We start from the raw sequence: 17,137 nt of genomic DNA on the forward strand, positions 1-17,137 counted from the left end.
ATATTAATTTATAGAAGCTGTTTTTTCGCTTCTGAATATATTATACGAGGAGGATACAGAATGAAAATAGGTATGGTCAGCCTTGGCTGTCCTAAAAATCTTGTGGATTCAGAGGTAATGCTGGGGCTTATCCGCGAAAAGCAGCTGGACATCACTAATGACCCGGCGGCAGCGGATCTGATTATCGTCAATACCTGCGGCTTTATCGAAAGCGCCAAGGAGGAATCCATCGGCACGATTTTACAGATGGCAGAATATAAAAAGAACGGCAGTTGCCAATATTTGGTGATGACCGGTTGCCTAGGCCAGCGCTATGCTGACGATTTGTTCGAGAGTATGCCGGAGGTGGACGCTATTGTCGGCACCGATTGCTTTACGGATATCGGCTGGGTTATCGACCAGGTAATGCAGGGTAAACGCTTGAAGCACCTGCGCAAGCTGGAAAGCAAGAACGTACCGCTGCCGCCGCGTATGCTGACTACGCCCAGCTATATGGCATATCTGAAGATTGCCGAGGGCTGCGATAACTGCTGCTCCTACTGCATCATTCCCCAGCTGCGCGGCCCTTATACGTCCCGTCCTTACGAGGAGGTTATGGCGGAGGCCAGAGCCCTGGCTGCCAGCGGCGTTAAGGAGCTTATCGTAGTGGCGCAGGATACTACGCGCTATGGCGAGGATTTATACGGCAAGCTGCTGCTGCCCCAGCTGCTGCGCGATTTGAACGATTTGGAGGGCATCCGCTGGATACGGGTTATGTATCTGTATCCCAATAATTTTACCGACGAGCTTATCGACGCTTTTGCCTCTTTGGACAAGGTGTGCAAATATATCGATATTCCCCTGCAGCACGCCAGCGATAATCTGCTGGCCAGCATGAACCGCTATGATACGCGGGCGCAGGTGGAAACGCTGCTGCAAAAGCTGCGTACCCGCATACCCGGCATTACTATCAGGACGACCTTCATTGTGGGCTTCCCCGGTGAAACGGACGGGGATTTTGCCGAGCTGCTGGATTTTGTAGAGCGGCAGCGCTTTGAAAACGCCGGCGTGTTCCAATACTCCCAGGAAGAGGGCACGGTGGCAGGCGATATGGAAAACCAGATTGCGCCGGAAATTAAGGAAAGCCGCTATCACGAGCTGATGGCGTTACAGGCCGGTATTTCGGAGGAAATTCACCGGGAGAGGGAGAACGAGGTGCTGGAGGTTCTGGTCGAGGGCTTCGACGAGGAGCGTTTGGCCTATGGCCGCAGCCAGCACGAGGCTCCGGAAATCGACGGCACCATTTTTATTGAAAATGCCGGAGAGCTGGAGATTGGACAGATGGTAAAGGTTCGCATTTTACAGGGCTTTACTTACGAAATGGTGGCTGAGCAGGAGCAGTAAAAGACGCTTCTTTACGGCTGGAGGGATGAAAATGAGGGCAGAGATCATAACGACAGGAACTGAGCTGCTGCTGGGCGAAATTCTCAATACTAATGTGCAGTATCTTTCCCGCAGGCTGAACAGCATGGGCTTCGACGTTTTGTACCACACTACGGTGGGCGATAACCCGGAGCGTATGCAGGCGGTGCTGGAAAAGGCCATGGAGCGCGCCGATATTATCATTACCAGCGGCGGGCTGGGGCCTACTCGAGGCGACATTACCAAAGAGATGGTAATGCGGGTGTGCCATACGGAAAGCTATCTCGATTTGGACACCTGGGGACGCATCGACGCTTATTTTACTAAGAAGGGCGTTGATCGCCCTGCTAATAACGATAAGCAGGCCTATGTGCCGTTGGGAGCGGAAATATTGCAGAATGATGTGGGAACTGCGCCGGGACTGTGGCTGGAATATCAGGGCAAGCTTTTTATTCTGCTGCCGGGGCCTCCCTCCGAGTTGGTCGACGTGTGCGAAAAGCAGCTGTGGCCCCGCTTGCTGCGCCGCTTTGCAGACCATGGCGTGATTTTGTCCCGCACGCTGCATTTGCGCGGCTTGGGCGAATCGTTGGCGGCGGAAAAGCTGGACGCTTTAATTGTGGCCCAAAGCAATCCCACCATAGCCTTGTATGCCCGCTACGGCGAAATTTTGCTGCGCTTAACTGCTAAGGCTGCCGACGAAGCGCAGGCTAAGGCTATGCTGGACGTCTGCGAGCAGCAGGTGCGCCAGTATGTCGACGAATATATTTACGGCGTGGATGACGCCACCTTGGCTGCATGCTTGGGTCAGGAGCTGCTCAAGCAGGGCAAAACCATCGCTTTTGCGGAATCCTGCAGCGGCGGTCTGGCCAGCAGCCTGGTTACGGACGTGCCGGGCAGCAGCGAATACCTGCTGGGCAGCGTAGTGACTTATACCAATATGGCGAAAAACAAGCTCATCAACGTGCAGCAGGATACCTTGAATCGTTACGGAGCCGTAAGCAGGGAATCGGCCTGCGAAATGGCCGTAGGCGTGCGTCGTCTGCTGGGCAGCGATCTAGGCGTTAGCATTACCGGTAACGCCGGGCCCGGAGCCAGCGAGGGCAAGCCGGTGGGGCTTGTGTATATCGCCGTGGCTACGGAGGACGTGGTGTATTGTCAGGAGCATCGTTTCGCTTCAACGAGAACAGAAAATAAGCTGCGGATAGCGCTGGCCGCTATTTCCATGGCTATTGATAAATTAAAGGAAGAAAAGAAGAATAAGGAAGCGTAAGCTTCTGAGCGGAGGAATTTTATTGATGACAACACAAAAAGAAATGTTTGGTGAACTGGAACTGGATAAAAAGGTCGTAGCGGCACTGACGGAAATGGGCTTTGAGGAGCCGTCTCCCATTCAGGCTGCCACGATTCCGCTGGTGCTGGAGGGTAACGACGTTATCGGTCAGGCCCAGACGGGTACGGGCAAAACTGCCGCCTTCGGCATTCCCCTGGTACAGTCCATCGATGATTTTAAGCATATTCAGGCTTTGATTATGTGCCCGACCCGCGAGCTGGCTATTCAGGTGGCCGAAGAGGTGGGCAAGATCGGCCGCACCCGCCGCGTGCGCGCGCTGCCGGTTTACGGCGGGCAGCCCATCGAACGCCAGATTCGTGCGCTGAAAAATAACGTGCAAATCGTCATCGGCACTCCCGGCCGTTTGATCGACCATATTAACCGCGGTACGATTAAGCTGGACCACATTAAGTTTTTAGTGCTGGACGAGGCCGATGAAATGCTGGATATGGGCTTTGTGGACGATATCGAGGAGATTATGCGCGCGCTGCCGACGGAGCGTCAGACGCTGCTCTTTTCCGCAACCATGCCCCGTCCTATTTTGAGCCTGACCAAAAAGTACATGAAAGCGCCGAAGAATGTAACTATTTCCAAGGAAGAGCTGACCGTACCGCTGATCGAGCAGTATTATTTTGAAACTAAGGATAAGATCGAAGGCTTGTGCCGCCTGCTGGATGCGGAAATCGACGGCAAGCTGATTATTTTCTGCCGCACGAAGAAGGGCGTGGACGATTTATCCATCGCCTTGTCCAGCCGCGGCTATATGGCCGAGGGCCTGCACGGTGATTTGAGCCAGAACCAGCGCGACCGCGTAATGAAGAAATTCCGCGAGGGCGCAGTGGACGTGCTCATCGCTACGGACGTAGCCGCCCGCGGCATCGACGTGGATAATATTACCCATGTTATCAATTTTGATATTCCTCAGGATCCGGAAAGCTATGTGCACCGCATTGGCCGCACGGGCCGCGCAGGCAATACGGGCGTGGCGATGACCTTTATCACGCCGCGTGAATTCCGCCAGCTGAAGCTTATCGAGCGCATGGTCAAGACCAAAATTCAGCGCCGCCAGCTGCCGACTGCGGCTAATGTTATCGAGCGCCAGCGGGACCAGATTATCAGCAAGATGCAAACGGTGCTGGAGCTTAACGCTTATCACGATTACATGCCCATTGCCGAAAGCCTGCTGGACGATTATTCCGCCGAGGAGGTTGCCGCCGCGGCTATTAAGCTGATGCAGGAGGGCAATAAGGCCTTGGAAGCGCCGCAGGAGGATACGCTGGCTATGGATTTGCAGAACACCGGCGGGCGTCCCGGCATGGTGCGCCTGTTTATGAATATCGGCCGCAGTCAGAAGATTATGGTCAAGGATATTGTCAGCACTATCGCCATCGAGGCGGATATTCCCGCCCGCGATATCGGCCTGATCAATATTTATGATAAATTTACTTTCGTCGAGGTGCCGGAGGACGTAGCGGAAAAGGTTATCGGCGCTATGCACAAGAACTTTATCAAGGGCTACAAGGTGAACATTGAGCCTGCGCGGGTAAGAGAGCGCCGCTGATTCTTGATAGTTGGCTTTTTCGGCAGCGAGAAAATAGCATGGAGGTGCCGCTATGGCACAGAATAATATTTACGGTAATCTGAAGGGCATCAGAAATTCCGTTATCGAAGAACTGAAAACTCTATATGAGCTGCGCCTGGACGCGGGGCAGCTGGTCACGGCGGAGCTGGCTCTGAAGCTAGCGGATATTACGGATTTTATCAACCGCGAGGTATCCGTTTACATCAGCCGCAGCGGCCAGGTGCTGGCCGTGGCCGTAGGCGACGACCAAAGCGTGGAGCTGCCGCCCATCGAGGGACGCCGCGGCGCCGGACGTTTAAGCGGCGTGCGCTGCGTTCACACCCATCCCAACGGCAATCCTGCCTTGAGCGGCGTGGATATTTCGGCGCTGAAAAATAACCGTTTCGACGCTATGGTCGCCATCGGCGTTACTGCGCCGGACTTTGCCCAATCCACGCTGAGCTTCGGCATGATTACCAGCATGGACGATAACGAGCAGTACCAGACGGAATGCTACGGACCGCTGGCGCTGGAGCAGGCGGAGAGCATTTTCTTCCCCAATCTGGCGGCAATGGTGGAGCGCATTCTGGAAAAGCAAAGCGGCAGTTCCAGCCTGGCGCAAAGCGCGGAACGAGCCATTCTGGTAGGTATGGAATATGGCGGCGGCGTCAGCAGCATCGGCTGGACGGCGGAGGACTCCCTTGAGGAATTGAAGCAGCTGGCAGATACTGCCGGGGCGCAGGTCGTGGCTAAATTTTTGCAGAAGCGGCCCAAGCCCGACCCGGCCTTTTTCATCGGCAAGGGTAAGGTGCAGGAGCTGGCGCTGTATGTGCAGCAGGAAAACGTCGACCTGTGCATTTTTGACGACGAGCTGTCGCCGGCGCAGCAGCGGAATATCGAGCAGGCTATGGGCGTGCGCGTGCTGGACCGCACGGCGCTGATTCTGGATATCTTCGCGCAGAGGGCGCGTACCAACGAAGGCAAGCTGCAGGTAGAGCTGGCGCAGCTGCAATACACTCTGCCGCGCATTATGGGCAAGGGCTTGAGCCTGTCCCGTTTAGGCGGCGGCATCGGCACCCGCGGCCCCGGCGAAACCAAGCTGGAGGTGGACAGGCGGCGTATCCGCGACCGTATCGCTTATATTAAGGAGTGTATCGGCAAGGTGAAGAACGTGCGCACGCTGCACCGGGCAGGGCGGGCTAAGGCCAGCGTGCCTACGGTAAGCCTCGTAGGCTATACCAACGCCGGCAAATCCACGCTGCTCAATACGCTGACCAATTCGGATATTTACGCCAGAGACCAGCTGTTTGCTACCCTTGACCCTACGACGCGCCAACTGGAGCTGCCCCATAAGCAGCAGGCCATTCTGACCGATACCGTAGGCTTTATTCAGCGTTTGCCCCATCAGCTGGTGGCGGCGTTCCAGTCCACCTTGGAAGAAGTGGTGGAGGCCGACGTGCTGCTGCACGTTATCGACGTCAGCCACGAGCTGTACAAGGAGCAGAGCAACGCCGTGTATCAGGTGCTGGACGAGCTGGGCGCCAGAGATAAAACCATCATTACCGTTTATAATAAAATCGATAAGCTGCCGGAGGGATCCGGTCTGCCGGAACGCCTGGCTAAGGAGGAAAACAGCGTCTGCATTTCCGCCAAGAGCGGCGTTAATCTGGATGTGCTGCTGGAGCTGATTGCCGAAAATCTGAAGCTGAAGGCAGTGGAAGCAAGCTTTTTGATTCCCTACAGCGATTCTGCCGCCGCTGCGCGTCTGCACGAGGCGGGCACGGTGCTGGAACAGGAATATCTGGCCGAGGGCACGCTGCTGAAGGTGCGTCTGGAGGCAGAGCAGGTAAGCGCATTTGAGCAATATCTGCAAAAATAATTTATGTAAGGTGAAGTATTTTGATCGATTATCAAGCACTTGAACAAGCGGCTCTGGCGGCGGTGGCTGAGCACACGCCGGAGCTGGAAGCGGCGGCGCTGTATAATACGGAAAAGGTTATCGCCGCTTTTCGTCATAATATGGTTTCCGATTATTATTTAAAGCCTACTACGGGCTACGGCTACAGCGACGTGGGCCGCGATAAGCTGGATCTTATTTACGCCGAGCTGTTTAAAACGGAAGCGGCTTTGGTACGCTCCCAATTTGTCAGCGGCACTCACGCTTTGGCGGTGGCGCTTTTGGGCAACCTGCGGGCGGGGGACGAGCTGGTAGCTGTTACCGGCGCGCCCTACGATACCATGCAGACTATTATCGGCTATCCAGTAAAAACTCCGGGCAGCCTGGTGGATTTGGGCGTGACCTATAAGGAGCTGCCTATGACGGGCGGCCATGTGGATTTAGAGGCTATGAAAAAAGCCGTGACCGACAAAACCACCATGGTGCATATCCAGCGTTCCTGCGGCTACAGCAGCGAGCGCAAAACCATCGACGTGGCGGAAATCGGCCGCATCTGTCAGGCAGCCAAGGAAGCTAATCCCAAGGTTATTTGCTTCGTGGACAACTGCTACGGCGAATTTATCGAAAAGCAGGAGCCGACGGAGGTCGGCGCTGATTTGATGGCCGGTTCGCTGATTAAGAATTTGGGCGGCGGTCTGGCTCCTACCGGCGGCTATATCGTAGGCCGAGCAGATTTGGTAGAAAACGCCTCCTACCGTCTGACCGCTCCCGGACTGGGCGGCGAAATGGGCGCTACTTTGGGCGATACGGCGCGGGAATTTTATCAGGGACTCTTTTTAGCGCCGCATATCGTGGTGCAGGCCGTTAAGACCGCTATCTTCGCAGCGGCTGTTTTCCAAGGTTTGGGCTACGCTGTAAAGCCGCTGCCCCAGGAACGCCGCAGCGATATCATTCAGGCTATTACGCTGGAAAGCAAGCAGCGTTTATGCGATTTTTGCGTAGCCGTGCAGAGCAATTCGCCGGTGGACGCCCATGTGGAGCCGGTGCCTTCGCCGCTGCCGGGCTATCAGGACGATATTATTATGGCGGCGGGTACTTTCGTGCAGGGCGCTTCCATCGAACTGAGCGCCGACGGGCCATGTCGCGAGCCCTATAACGTCTTTTTCCAGGGCGGGCTCACCTTTGAGCACGGCAGGCTGGCTATTATGGCGGCAGCTAAGCGGGTAGGGGAGAAAGCAGGCCTGTAAGCTGCGCCGTGCGTATCTGAGAAATATGTTTATAAGAGGTTGATTGTGATGAATAATATGACCGTCTGTAATTATATTGTGGGTTTGGCAGGAGCTGTTATCGGCGGGCTGATTATGCTGGCTGCTGCGGAATTTCCGCTGAGCTTTACCGAAAACGGGCCGGGGCCGGGTTTTTGGCCCTTCAGCCTGGGCTGCGCTTTGCTGGCGGCGGCAGTGGGCTTATTGCTGTACACTTTCAGCAACAAGACCGACCTGTCCGGCCAGCGGGTGAACCTGACGACCACGGCTAACAAGCGCGTCTATATGATGATGGGCTTGGTGGTAATCTTCTGCGCACTGATGAACCTGCTGGGCTTTTATCCGGCGGCTGCGCTCCTGATTGCCGCCGTTATGCGGCTGATGGATTACCGCAATAAGAAGGTTATCGCCCTGACGGCGGCGCTGACTTTGGTATTTATTTATCTTGTGTTCGGACTTTTGCTGCATACGTCCATGCCGCAGTCCGTATTTTTGGAATAGGAGGTCATACTTATGGGCGACGTTATTACTGCATTAAATATGATCTTCGTTCCTCTCAACCTGTTAGGACTTTTCTTCGGCGTGCTGGTGGGCATTGCTTTCGGCTGTATGCCGGGCCTCAGCGTGAATATGGGCCTGGCGCTGCTCTTTCCGCTGGCCTTTACCTTTCATGGCATCGGCGGGATTTTGATGCTTTTGGGCATTTATTGCGGCGCTATTTACGGCGGCAGCATCAGCGCCATTCTGCTCAAAACGCCGGGTACGCCCGCATCGGTGGCGACTACGCTGGACGGCTATCCCATGGCGACGAAAATGGGGCAGCCGGGACGCGCCTTAGGTTTATCCACCATGGCCAGCACCTTCGGCGGCGTGTTCAGCACCGTGTGCTTGATTTTATTGGCGCCCCAGCTGGCGAAGGTAGCGCTGCAATTTTCCAAACCGGAATATTTTGCGCTGGCGATTTTTGGCTTGAGCATTATTACCAGCGTATCCTCCGGCAGCGTCATCAAGGGCATTATGGGCGGCCTTATCGGCCTGTTTCTGGCTACCGTCGGCATTGATGATATGACGGGAACGATTCGCTTTACGTTGGACACCACCTATCTCTTGGGCGGCGTATCCTTTATTCCCGTGCTTATCGGCGTTTTTGCCTTTGCCCAGGTGTTGGGCAGCATCGAAGAATATTACCACCACGAGCGCAGCGAGCAGCATATGCTTATCGACCGCGTGCTGCCGTCGTTGGCGGATATTAAGCGCGTTTTTACGACGCTGCTGCGGTCTTCGGCCATCGGTACCTTTATCGGCTGCGTACCCGGTACGGGCGGCGACATCGCCTCCTTTGTGTCCTATGACCAGGCTAAGCGCTGGTCCAGGCACGGCAGTAATTTCGGCAACGGCGAACCGGAAGGTATTGTGGCGTCCGAAGCGGGGAATAACGCCGTATCCGGCGGCGCATTTATACCCGTGCTGACGCTGGGCATTCCCGGCGACGGCGCGACAGCCATTATGATGGGTGCGCTGATGGTGCAGGGCTTGCAGCCCGGACCGCTGCTGTTTGTGGAAAAAGCGCCGGACGTGTACGCTATATTCATCGGCCTGCTGCTGGCCAACCTGATTATGGGCTTGATGGGCTTCAGCCTGATTCGCCTGTTTACCAAAGTAGTCAACGTGCCGATTCATATCCTGCTGCCCATTATCGTGATGATGACCTTTGTGGGTACTTATTCCTACAATAATTCCGTCAACGACGTGTACTTAATGGTGGTCAGTGGCTTTATCGGCTATTTCCTCAATAAGCTGGGCTTTTCCATGTCGGCTATCATCATCGGTATCATTTTAGGCGGCATGGCGGAGCAGAATTTTGTCGGTTCGCTGATTATGAGCGACGGTAGCTTCAGTATCTTTTACGAGCGGCCTCTGTGCCTGTTCTTCCTGGCTGCTGCGGCCCTGTCGCTGCTGTCGCCGGTGTTGGGCAGACTGTTTAAAAAAGCTTAGCCAGCAGGCTGCCGAGAAAGCGCTAAAAGCTATTATAATAGCGAAAGAAAGCCAAGGCGGAATTCCAAAGATACATGATTTAGAATTTTGTTGAATCAAATGAAAAAGTATACATCCATAAAAGATGAATTTTGGGATTATGCAGATATGTTAACACCGTATGGGGTAAATGTTCGCTATCTTGGTGAATGGCATATTACAGAGCAGCAAACTGTAAAAGCTTAAAAAGTGCTCAAGCGCTGTTTGATTGGGCTGTATCTGAAATTGGAAAATAAAATAAAAATCTAAACTCTAAAACTCGATGACGAACTTCTCTGATAGCAGGGAAGCGGTCATCGAGTTTTTTGCGTTTTGGATTAATTGCTTTTGTAGTTTGCTGTTAAGGTATATGAAAATGGTGTGGACGAGGTTTAGTGTGCAGAGGGCGCTGAAAAAATAAATATACAGGAGAAACCTAAAGGGTCTTGTGGGGGGGTACAAGTATGATACAATAACGATATAGTGACGAAGTGCAGGTGTATTTTTTACTAAAGAGTTCTACCGAATGTTAGTGCGTTTTAATTCACTTCTTTGGATGGCCAAAGAAGTGACAAGAAAGCCACTCGCTTTTGAAAAGCGAGGTAAACAACGCTTTTTTCACCGCCGCAAAAAGCGAGGCAAAAAAGGCTGGTTAAGGGGAAAGTTCTTTATTTGTAAGCGGACAATGCAATAATGTTGCAAGCACGCAGCCCAATATCATTTGAGCTGCAAGAGGGTTAGCCGTTAATAGTAGGTCAGGCATTTTTAAGCTGCTGACCACACATATAAAAATTTTTATGAGGAAAGGGTTGGATGTACATGAAACGAAAACAAATTTTAGCGAAAGCTATAACCTTGGGCTTGCTGCTGGCGATGCCGTGTAGCGCGTGGGCATACGATGTGGTTAGTAGTGATACTCCTTTGACAGAAAATAAAACCTATACAGACGGATTGAACGTAAATAACAGTGCTGCGTTAGATGGTGCAGGATATGATATCAGCGTTAAAGGAAATACTAATGATAGCGGAGGAAACGCTTACGGCGTTATCAACTACGGCAAAATAGAAAATGTGGTTAATTTTACTGCTGAGAATTTAGTTTTAAATTCAGGTAGCGGAGCTGTAATATCTATTCAAGAAGGAGAATTTACAGGTGCGTTTAGGAATGATGAGGAAGCTACATTAAAAATAAATGGTGACACGAGCTTTTCGGGGACTACTCAAGTTGCTAATTATACTTATTCATCATTATATAATGCAAATGGCGCTAAGATAGTTATTGCTGATGGCGTTACTGTTACGGTTGCTAATGGCTTTACTAATGGTTATATGAAAACTCCGGGAGGAACACTGGAGGCGGGACAAGCTTCTTTTGTTATAGGTAAAAATGGCGGATTTGAAAATAATTCTGGCCTTGCTGAAGTAGGGTCAATTACTGGCGGTGACAATAATTTTGTGATAGTTACAACTACAAACAATGCACAGCTTATTGTTAATAATGAATTAAAAACTTCGGTTTATAATACTGGTGAATTAACTTATAATGGCACAGCGTCAATAGGTGGTAGCCTGCAAAACACGGGTACTATATATGCAACAAAAGGGTTTTTAAAAATAGATAAGGACTTAACTTTATCGACTGCTAACGCTGCTATTTGGAAGAATGAAAATAAAGGTTTGGCAGATATAGATGTAGTTGGAATTTTGACTTTGGATAATAATTACTATTATGGTCAGTCTGTTTTAACTGCAAACGAACTTGTGGCTGGATTTATTGATAATAGAGGACATATAAAAGCAGATAAAATAGTTGCTAAGGAAGGTTTTGTGTCTTACTACATTGAGAATGGAGAGAGTACCATTGAAGTTAATGAATTAGTTATTGGTAATTATGTTGATGATAGTGGTAATAGTTGGGCAAGTATTATAGGTGAAAAGGATTCGGGAGCGAGCGGATACGGAAATTCTGTCGTTACGGTTCATAAAAAGTTAATTTTTGATTCTTCTAATGGTATGCCGATTTTTGAAAATAGGGACCGTTTATTCTTGGATAGTTTAGATGGCGAGGCAATCGTAATTGAGGGTGATGGACAACTTGTAAATCAGGTGATTACCAGCAGTTATAGCGGTGAGTCTGTTGGCATTATGGCTAAAAATGCAGAAAAAGAAACTATCGAAAATCTGATAATTAACTCTGAATTTGTTAATCAGGGTGAACTTTATGCTACAAACCTTGCTGTTTTAAATGGTGTGGATGGTATTGAACAAACAGATGGCACTTTCAAAGAAAGTCGTGGCTTTAATGTAGAGAATCTGACTGTATTGTCTGATGGCGATTTCGCTTTGAAAAATACAGAATATGAATTTACCAGCGTCGGCGTGGGCGCTGGCGCCGCACTTTCTACTAATGCTGATACTGTTTCTGTCGAAAAAGCAATCGCTTTGGATAAATCCGCAAGCTTTACCGCTAACGACGTAAGCGCGAGTGTAATTTCTTTGGCGGACAGTTCTAAGTTTACCGCAAAAGATGTCAGCGGTACGGAAGCCGTCGCTTTAGGCGCAGCCGCTGCTTTTAAATCTGAAACTTTAGCTATGACCGAGGGCGGTACGGTAGTCAGCGACGGCGGTTCTTTGTCCACAACGACTATGAGCGGCGAAGAACTGACCTTCGCTTTGCAGTCCGGTAAGGAAAAACAAATTGCGGTTCAAGAATTTACCGGCAATGATTTAAAAATCAATGTAGCCTCTTTGACGCCGGAGCAGGTGGTTATCGATAAAATGGACGGCAGCGGCGTGACCGTTACCGGCGACAGCCAGCTGACGGACACCTTTGAGGTTGATAATGTGGAAGCAGGCTTGCAGGCTTTGGCTTATACCGCATCTGTGAACAGCACGCAGAACGGCCAAAGCAAAACCGTTATTGCGCCTGCCGGTAAAATTTTGGGCGCTTTGTACGGCGAAACCGACGGTGCTAACCATATTATTACTGCCAGTGTAAAAGAAGGCGTTAACAATTCCAACCAAGGTATCAGCGAGATGGCGTCTATCGCCCTCATGACCTGGCGGCAGGAGAATAACGATATGAATAAGCGTCTGGGAGAGCTGCGCGACAGCGCCGGCGAGCACGGCGTGTGGGTGCGCATGACCCGCGGCGAAAGCAAATACGGCAACCAAAATATTAAGAACCAGTACAACGCTTATCAATTAGGCTACGATGAAAAGCTGAGCAGCGACAAGCACTGGACAGTGGGCGCAGCGCTGACCTATACGGACGCCGAAAGTAGCTTCCGCAGCGGTAAGGGCGAAAACAAACATAAGGGCTTGGCGGTTTACGGCAGCCGTCTGAACGACGACGGCAGCTTTATCGACCTCATCGCCCGCTATGCGCGTTTGGAACACGAGTATGAAGTATACGGTGGCGCGGGTAAAGGCGATTTCGATACCAACGGCTATAGCCTGAGCGCGGAATACGGCAAGCGCTTTACGCAAAAGAGCGGTTTGTGGATAGAACCGCAGGTGGAACTGACTTACGGCAGAGTAAGCAGTGGCGAATATCTTACGAATAACGGTGTCAGGGTGCGTCAAGATGGCATGGACAGCTTGGTAGGGCGTTTGGGCTTCGCTTTAGGCAAAAATTTGGCTAAAAACAAAGGCAACGTCTACCTGCGGGCATCCTATCTGTACGATTTTGACGGCGAGACCGACGTGCGCTACAGCTACGGTCGGCAGAACAAACGCTTTGAGCAAGACCTCGGCGGCGGCTGGTGGGAGGTCGGCGTCGGTACGAACATCAACTTCAGCGAAGCGGCGCATTTGTATTTTGATATAGAAAAAACCTACGGCGGCGACGTGGCAACGCCGTGGCAGTGGAACGCAGGCGTGCGCTGGAGCTTCTAAGCAAAAAAACAGGAGACGTCGCAGACAGCATTGACGCAGGCGCGGGAGCAGTCGGCGGAGCTGACGCGGCAGCTGGAAGAATTGAAACTCAGCTCGCGAGCGCAGGAGACCTTATTGCAGACTGCCAACGCATCGTTGCAGACGTTCGCCGCAGAGCAGCAGCGGACGCAAAGTAGGATTAGGCGGCAGCGAAATTTAGCTTGGTGCGTTGCTGGAGCGGTTCTTGTTTACGCAGTAAATCGTTAAAAATACTGTCTAAAAATGGGGGGCAACGTGGGGGCAACGGAAAGAAAAAACACTCTAAAAATCAATTAAATTAGGTTATTGTGAAAAGTGCTTTAGAAAACAGAAAAACCCTTGAAAGCCGCTGTACACGGTGCTTTCAAGGGTTTGCTTACTGGTGATCCAGGAGGGATTCGAACCCCCGACCCACGGCTTAGAAGGCCGTTGCTCTATCCTACTGAGCTACTGGACCAAAAAATTGGAGCGGGCGATGGGAATCGAACCCACAACATCAGCTTGGAAGGCTGAGGTTTTACCACTAAACTACACCCGCAGTCTGCTGGTCGGAGTGGCAGGATTCGAACCTGCGACACCCTGCTCCCAAGGCAGGTGCGCTACCAAACTGCGCTACACCCCGAACACAAAAAATATTTTACCATAGAGCTTTGCTTTAGTCAAGAAATTTATCATATGTGGCGAAGCCGTTATATCGTAATAACGGCTTAGCGCAATAAGCTGTTGCCGACGGCAGTTCCTTTATTGTAACATGAATACAAGATTTTAGCGTTGACTTTAATCTGTAAAAACTATATAATTTTTTATATGCGTTGTTATATTTTAGGCTGAAGTCAACGGCTTGGCAAGCCTTGGCTGATTATTTAATGAAGGAGCGAAGAAAAGATTATGAAATACATGACTGGCAACGAAATCCGCGAAAGATTTTTAAAATTTTTCCAGGACAGAGGTCATTTAATGCTGCCGAGCGCGTCCCTTATTCCGCAGGACGACCCGACGCTGTTGATTATTGGCGCAGGTATGGCGCCCTTTAAGCCATTTTTCACCGGCAAGATGAAGCCGCCATCTCCGCGTATTACTACCTGTCAAAAATGCGTGCGCACCGGCGATATTGAAAACGTAGGCCGTACTGCCCGCCATCATACTTATTTTGAAATGCTGGGCAATTTTTCCTTTGGCGATTATTTTAAGAAGGAAATTATTCCCTGGAGCTGGGAATTTTTGACTAAAGAATTGGAATTGCCAGCCGATAAGCTGTGGATTACCATTCACACTGAGGATGACGAAGCCTATGAGCTGTGGCGCAGCGTAGGCGTTCCCGATGAGCGCATTGTACGTTTGGCTGATAACTGGTGGGAGATTGGCAGCGGTCCCTGCGGTCCGGACAGCGAAATCCATATCGACTTAGGACCCGAGCGCGGCTGCGGCAAGCCGACCTGCGGGCCAGGCTGCGATTGCGACCGTTTCCTAGAGCTGTGGAATTTGGTGTTCACCCAATTTAACCAGATGCCCGACGGCACCTATCCGCCGCTGAAAAGCAAGAACATAGATACCGGCGCGGGCTTGGAGCGCTTAGCCAGCGTTATTCAAGGCAAGCCCTCTAATTTTGAAACCGATTTGATTTTCCCGATTATTGAATATGCCTGCAAGGTGTCCGGCGTGGAGTATGGCAAGGATAAGGATATCGACGTATCCTTGAAGGTTATTGCCGACCATGCGCGCAGCATGACCTTTATGATTGGCGACGGCATTCTGCCTTCCAACGAGGGCCGCGGCTACGTATTGCGCCGCATTCTGCGCCGCGCGGTACGCCATGGCCGTTTGATCGGCATTAACGATAAGTTCCTGGCTGGCGCTGTGGATGTGGTTATCGGCATGTTCGGCCACGTTTACACCAATCTGGAAGAAAAACGCGATTATATCCAAAAGGTTATCGACATGGAAGAAACCAGCTTCCTGCGTACCTTGAAGCAAGGTTGCGAGCTGCTGAACGAAGAAATTGCCAAGCTGAAGGAAGCAGGCAAAACTGAATTGGACGGCGCTACTGCCTTTAGATTAAATGATACATTCGGCTTTCCGTGGGAGCTGACGGAAGAAATTTTGGAGGAGCAGGGCCTGACTATGGATAAGGCAAGCTTTAACGCAGCTTTAGAGGTTCAGCGCCAGATGGCTCGCGACGCCCGCAACGATAAGGCCGGTCGTCCCGTGGTTTATAATACCAACGGTATCGACGTGCCAGCTTTGAAGGTGGACGAAAGCGCAGCTGCGGCTAGAATCGTTAAACTGTATCCTGCCCATGATGCGCAGCCCATCGCCAGCGCTGAGGACGGAACAGAGGTGGCAGTTATCTGCGACGTTACCGCGTTCCACGCCGAGGGCGGCGGCCAGCTGGGCGACGTCGGCACCATTACTGCTCTTACCGGCGTTATCGACGTAACCGTTACGAAAAAGCTGCCCGACGGCGCAGTTATTATGGTGGGCCAGGTAACGGAAGGCGTTGTTGCCGAGGGCGACGAGGTAAGCTTTGCCGTAGATAAAGCGCGTAAGATGGATATTGCCCGCAACCATACGGCAACCCATTTGCTGCACGCCGCTTTGAAGCAGGTTTTGGGCAGCCATGTCAACCAGGCCGGCAGCTATGTTGGGCCGGACCGTCTGCGCTTCGATTTCTCCCACTTCTCCCAGGTTACGGACGCTGAATTGAAGGAAGTGGAAAGCATCGTCAACGAGCAGATTTTGGCAGGCAAGACTGTGGAAATAGAAGAGCTGCCCATCGAGGAAGCCAAGAAGAAGGGCGCAATGGCGCTTTTTGGCGAAAAATACGGCAAGATTGTGCGCGTAGTTACCGTGCCGAGCTTCTCCATGGAATTCTGCGGCGGCAGCCATGTAAGCAATACGGCTCAGATTGGCGTGTTCAAGATTGTCAGCGAGGGCAGCAGCGGCGCAGGCGTGCGCCGCATCGAGGCTGTTACCGGTCATGGCGCTGTGGCGCATATTGACTCTATAGAGGACATGGTTAAAGCCCTGGCGGCAGATTTGAAATGCCGCTGCTGTGATGTGCCCGACCGTCTGGCGGCGCTGCAATGCGAGCTGAAGGCCACTCAGAAGAAGGCCGAGGAATTGGCTGCTGAAATTGCCAAAGCGCAGGTAAGCAGCGTGGCAGACCAGGTACAAACAATTAAGGGCGTGCCCGTGCTGGTACAGAAGGTGCAGGCCGACAGCGTTGACGCACTGCGCAGCCTGGGCGATAAAATGCGCGATAAGGTTGGCGGCGTAGTGGTTTTGGCTGCTGTGATGGGCGAGAAGGTAAGCATTCTGACTATGGCTACCAAAGATGCCATCGCTCAGGGCGCGCATTCCGGCAATATCGTTAAGGCTGTGGCTAAGTTGTGCGGCGGCGGCGGTGGCGGCCGTCCCGATATGGCTCAGGCCGGCGCTAAGGACGTGGCTAAGCTGGACGAAGCTTTGGCTGCGGCAGCCGGTATCGTTGAAGGTATGTTGAAATAAAATAGGGATTATTTATAGCCTCATCTGTTGTTAAGAACGGATGAGGCTATTTTCTATATCTTTTGTTTGTTGGCGCCTTTGACGGCAATAATTTGTAATCCAACACTTTTGCTTTTAGTAAAACAGATAAAGTATGCGGCTCTTTACAAGACTATGGAAATTACAGGCAATATATGATATAATTTAATGACGATTTGTTTCTCAAGGGATTATTATGCGATTTTTTAGCTGGTTTACGGGCTTTTACG

Annotated in this window: 11 protein-coding genes and 3 tRNA genes; 11 read left to right on the plus strand and 3 right to left on the minus strand. The window is 51.6% G+C overall.

Annotated elements, in window-relative coordinates; all coding sequences use genetic code 11:
- Positions 1 to 60 precede the first annotated feature (60 nt).
- The 10 genes from rimO to Q4E64_RS04425 all read left to right on the plus strand — a co-directional run bounded on the left by rimO (position 61) and on the right by Q4E64_RS04425 (position 13,364).
- The gene (rimO, locus tag Q4E64_RS04385; RefSeq protein ID WP_303166491.1) at positions 61 to 1,383 is read left to right on the plus strand and encodes a 30S ribosomal protein S12 methylthiotransferase RimO; all 1,323 of its coding nucleotides are present in this window, start codon (positions 61 to 63) and stop codon (positions 1,381 to 1,383) included.
- Positions 1,384 to 1,414: 31 nt separating this feature from the next.
- Positions 1,415 to 2,671 carry a competence/damage-inducible protein A gene (locus Q4E64_RS04390; protein WP_303166493.1) on the plus strand — a complete coding sequence of 419 codons (1,257 nt, stop codon included), beginning with the start codon at positions 1,415 to 1,417 and terminating at the stop codon, positions 2,669 to 2,671.
- A gap of 25 nt (positions 2,672 to 2,696) precedes the next feature.
- A complete protein-coding gene (locus Q4E64_RS04395) occupies positions 2,697 to 4,292 on the plus strand; it encodes a DEAD/DEAH box helicase (RefSeq protein WP_303166494.1) in 1,596 nt (531 codons plus the stop codon).
- Positions 4,293 to 4,344: 52 nt separating this feature from the next.
- Positions 4,345 to 6,171 (plus strand): GTPase HflX, encoded by a 1,827-nt coding sequence (gene hflX, locus Q4E64_RS04400; protein WP_303166495.1) that lies wholly within the window; start codon positions 4,345 to 4,347, stop codon positions 6,169 to 6,171.
- A gap of 20 nt (positions 6,172 to 6,191) precedes the next feature.
- The gene (locus Q4E64_RS04405) at positions 6,192 to 7,436 is read left to right on the plus strand and encodes a methionine gamma-lyase family protein (protein WP_303166496.1); all 1,245 of its coding nucleotides are present in this window, start codon (positions 6,192 to 6,194) and stop codon (positions 7,434 to 7,436) included.
- A 48-nt stretch (positions 7,437 to 7,484) separates the two neighbouring features.
- Positions 7,485 to 7,955: a tripartite tricarboxylate transporter TctB family protein gene (locus Q4E64_RS04410; protein WP_303166694.1), complete on the plus strand. Its 471-nt coding sequence runs from the start codon at positions 7,485 to 7,487 to the stop codon at positions 7,953 to 7,955.
- 12 nt (positions 7,956 to 7,967) lie between these two features.
- The gene (locus tag Q4E64_RS04415) at positions 7,968 to 9,449 is read left to right on the plus strand and encodes a tripartite tricarboxylate transporter permease (protein ID WP_303166497.1); all 1,482 of its coding nucleotides are present in this window, start codon (positions 7,968 to 7,970) and stop codon (positions 9,447 to 9,449) included.
- A complete protein-coding gene (locus Q4E64_RS11450; protein ID WP_368501513.1) occupies positions 9,394 to 9,543 on the plus strand; it encodes a HEPN domain-containing protein in 150 nt (49 codons plus the stop codon). Before Q4E64_RS04415 ends, Q4E64_RS11450 begins: the two co-directional genes overlap by 56 nt.
- On the plus strand, positions 9,537 to 9,674 hold the full coding sequence (locus Q4E64_RS04420) for a hypothetical protein (RefSeq protein ID WP_303166498.1): 138 nt from the start codon (positions 9,537 to 9,539) through the stop codon (positions 9,672 to 9,674). The genes Q4E64_RS11450 and Q4E64_RS04420 overlap by 7 nt, the downstream gene beginning before the upstream one ends.
- 612 nt (positions 9,675 to 10,286) lie before the next feature.
- Entirely contained in the window at positions 10,287 to 13,364 is a 3,078-nt protein-coding gene (locus tag Q4E64_RS04425; protein ID WP_303166499.1) for an autotransporter outer membrane beta-barrel domain-containing protein, read from the plus strand.
- A 398-nt stretch (positions 13,365 to 13,762) separates the two neighbouring features.
- Here the strand turns inward: Q4E64_RS04425 and Q4E64_RS04430 are convergent.
- From Q4E64_RS04430 to Q4E64_RS04440, 3 genes are all read right to left on the minus strand, one after another.
- Positions 13,763 to 13,839, minus strand: a tRNA-Arg gene (locus tag Q4E64_RS04430).
- A gap of 7 nt (positions 13,840 to 13,846) precedes the next feature.
- Positions 13,847 to 13,920 (minus strand) — tRNA-Gly (locus tag Q4E64_RS04435).
- A gap of 7 nt (positions 13,921 to 13,927) precedes the next feature.
- Positions 13,928 to 14,004 (minus strand) — tRNA-Pro (locus Q4E64_RS04440).
- 266 nt (positions 14,005 to 14,270) lie between these two features.
- On the opposite strand from Q4E64_RS04440, the gene alaS reads away from it, so the two are divergent.
- The gene (alaS, locus tag Q4E64_RS04445) at positions 14,271 to 16,889 is read left to right on the plus strand and encodes an alanine--tRNA ligase (protein WP_303166500.1); all 2,619 of its coding nucleotides are present in this window, start codon (positions 14,271 to 14,273) and stop codon (positions 16,887 to 16,889) included.
- The last annotated feature ends 248 nt before the right edge of the window (positions 16,890 to 17,137 follow it).

Origin of the sequence: Phascolarctobacterium sp. (assembly GCF_030531065.1) — a bacterium.
In the GTDB taxonomy this organism is placed as follows: domain Bacteria; phylum Bacillota; class Negativicutes; order Acidaminococcales; family Acidaminococcaceae; genus Phascolarctobacterium_A.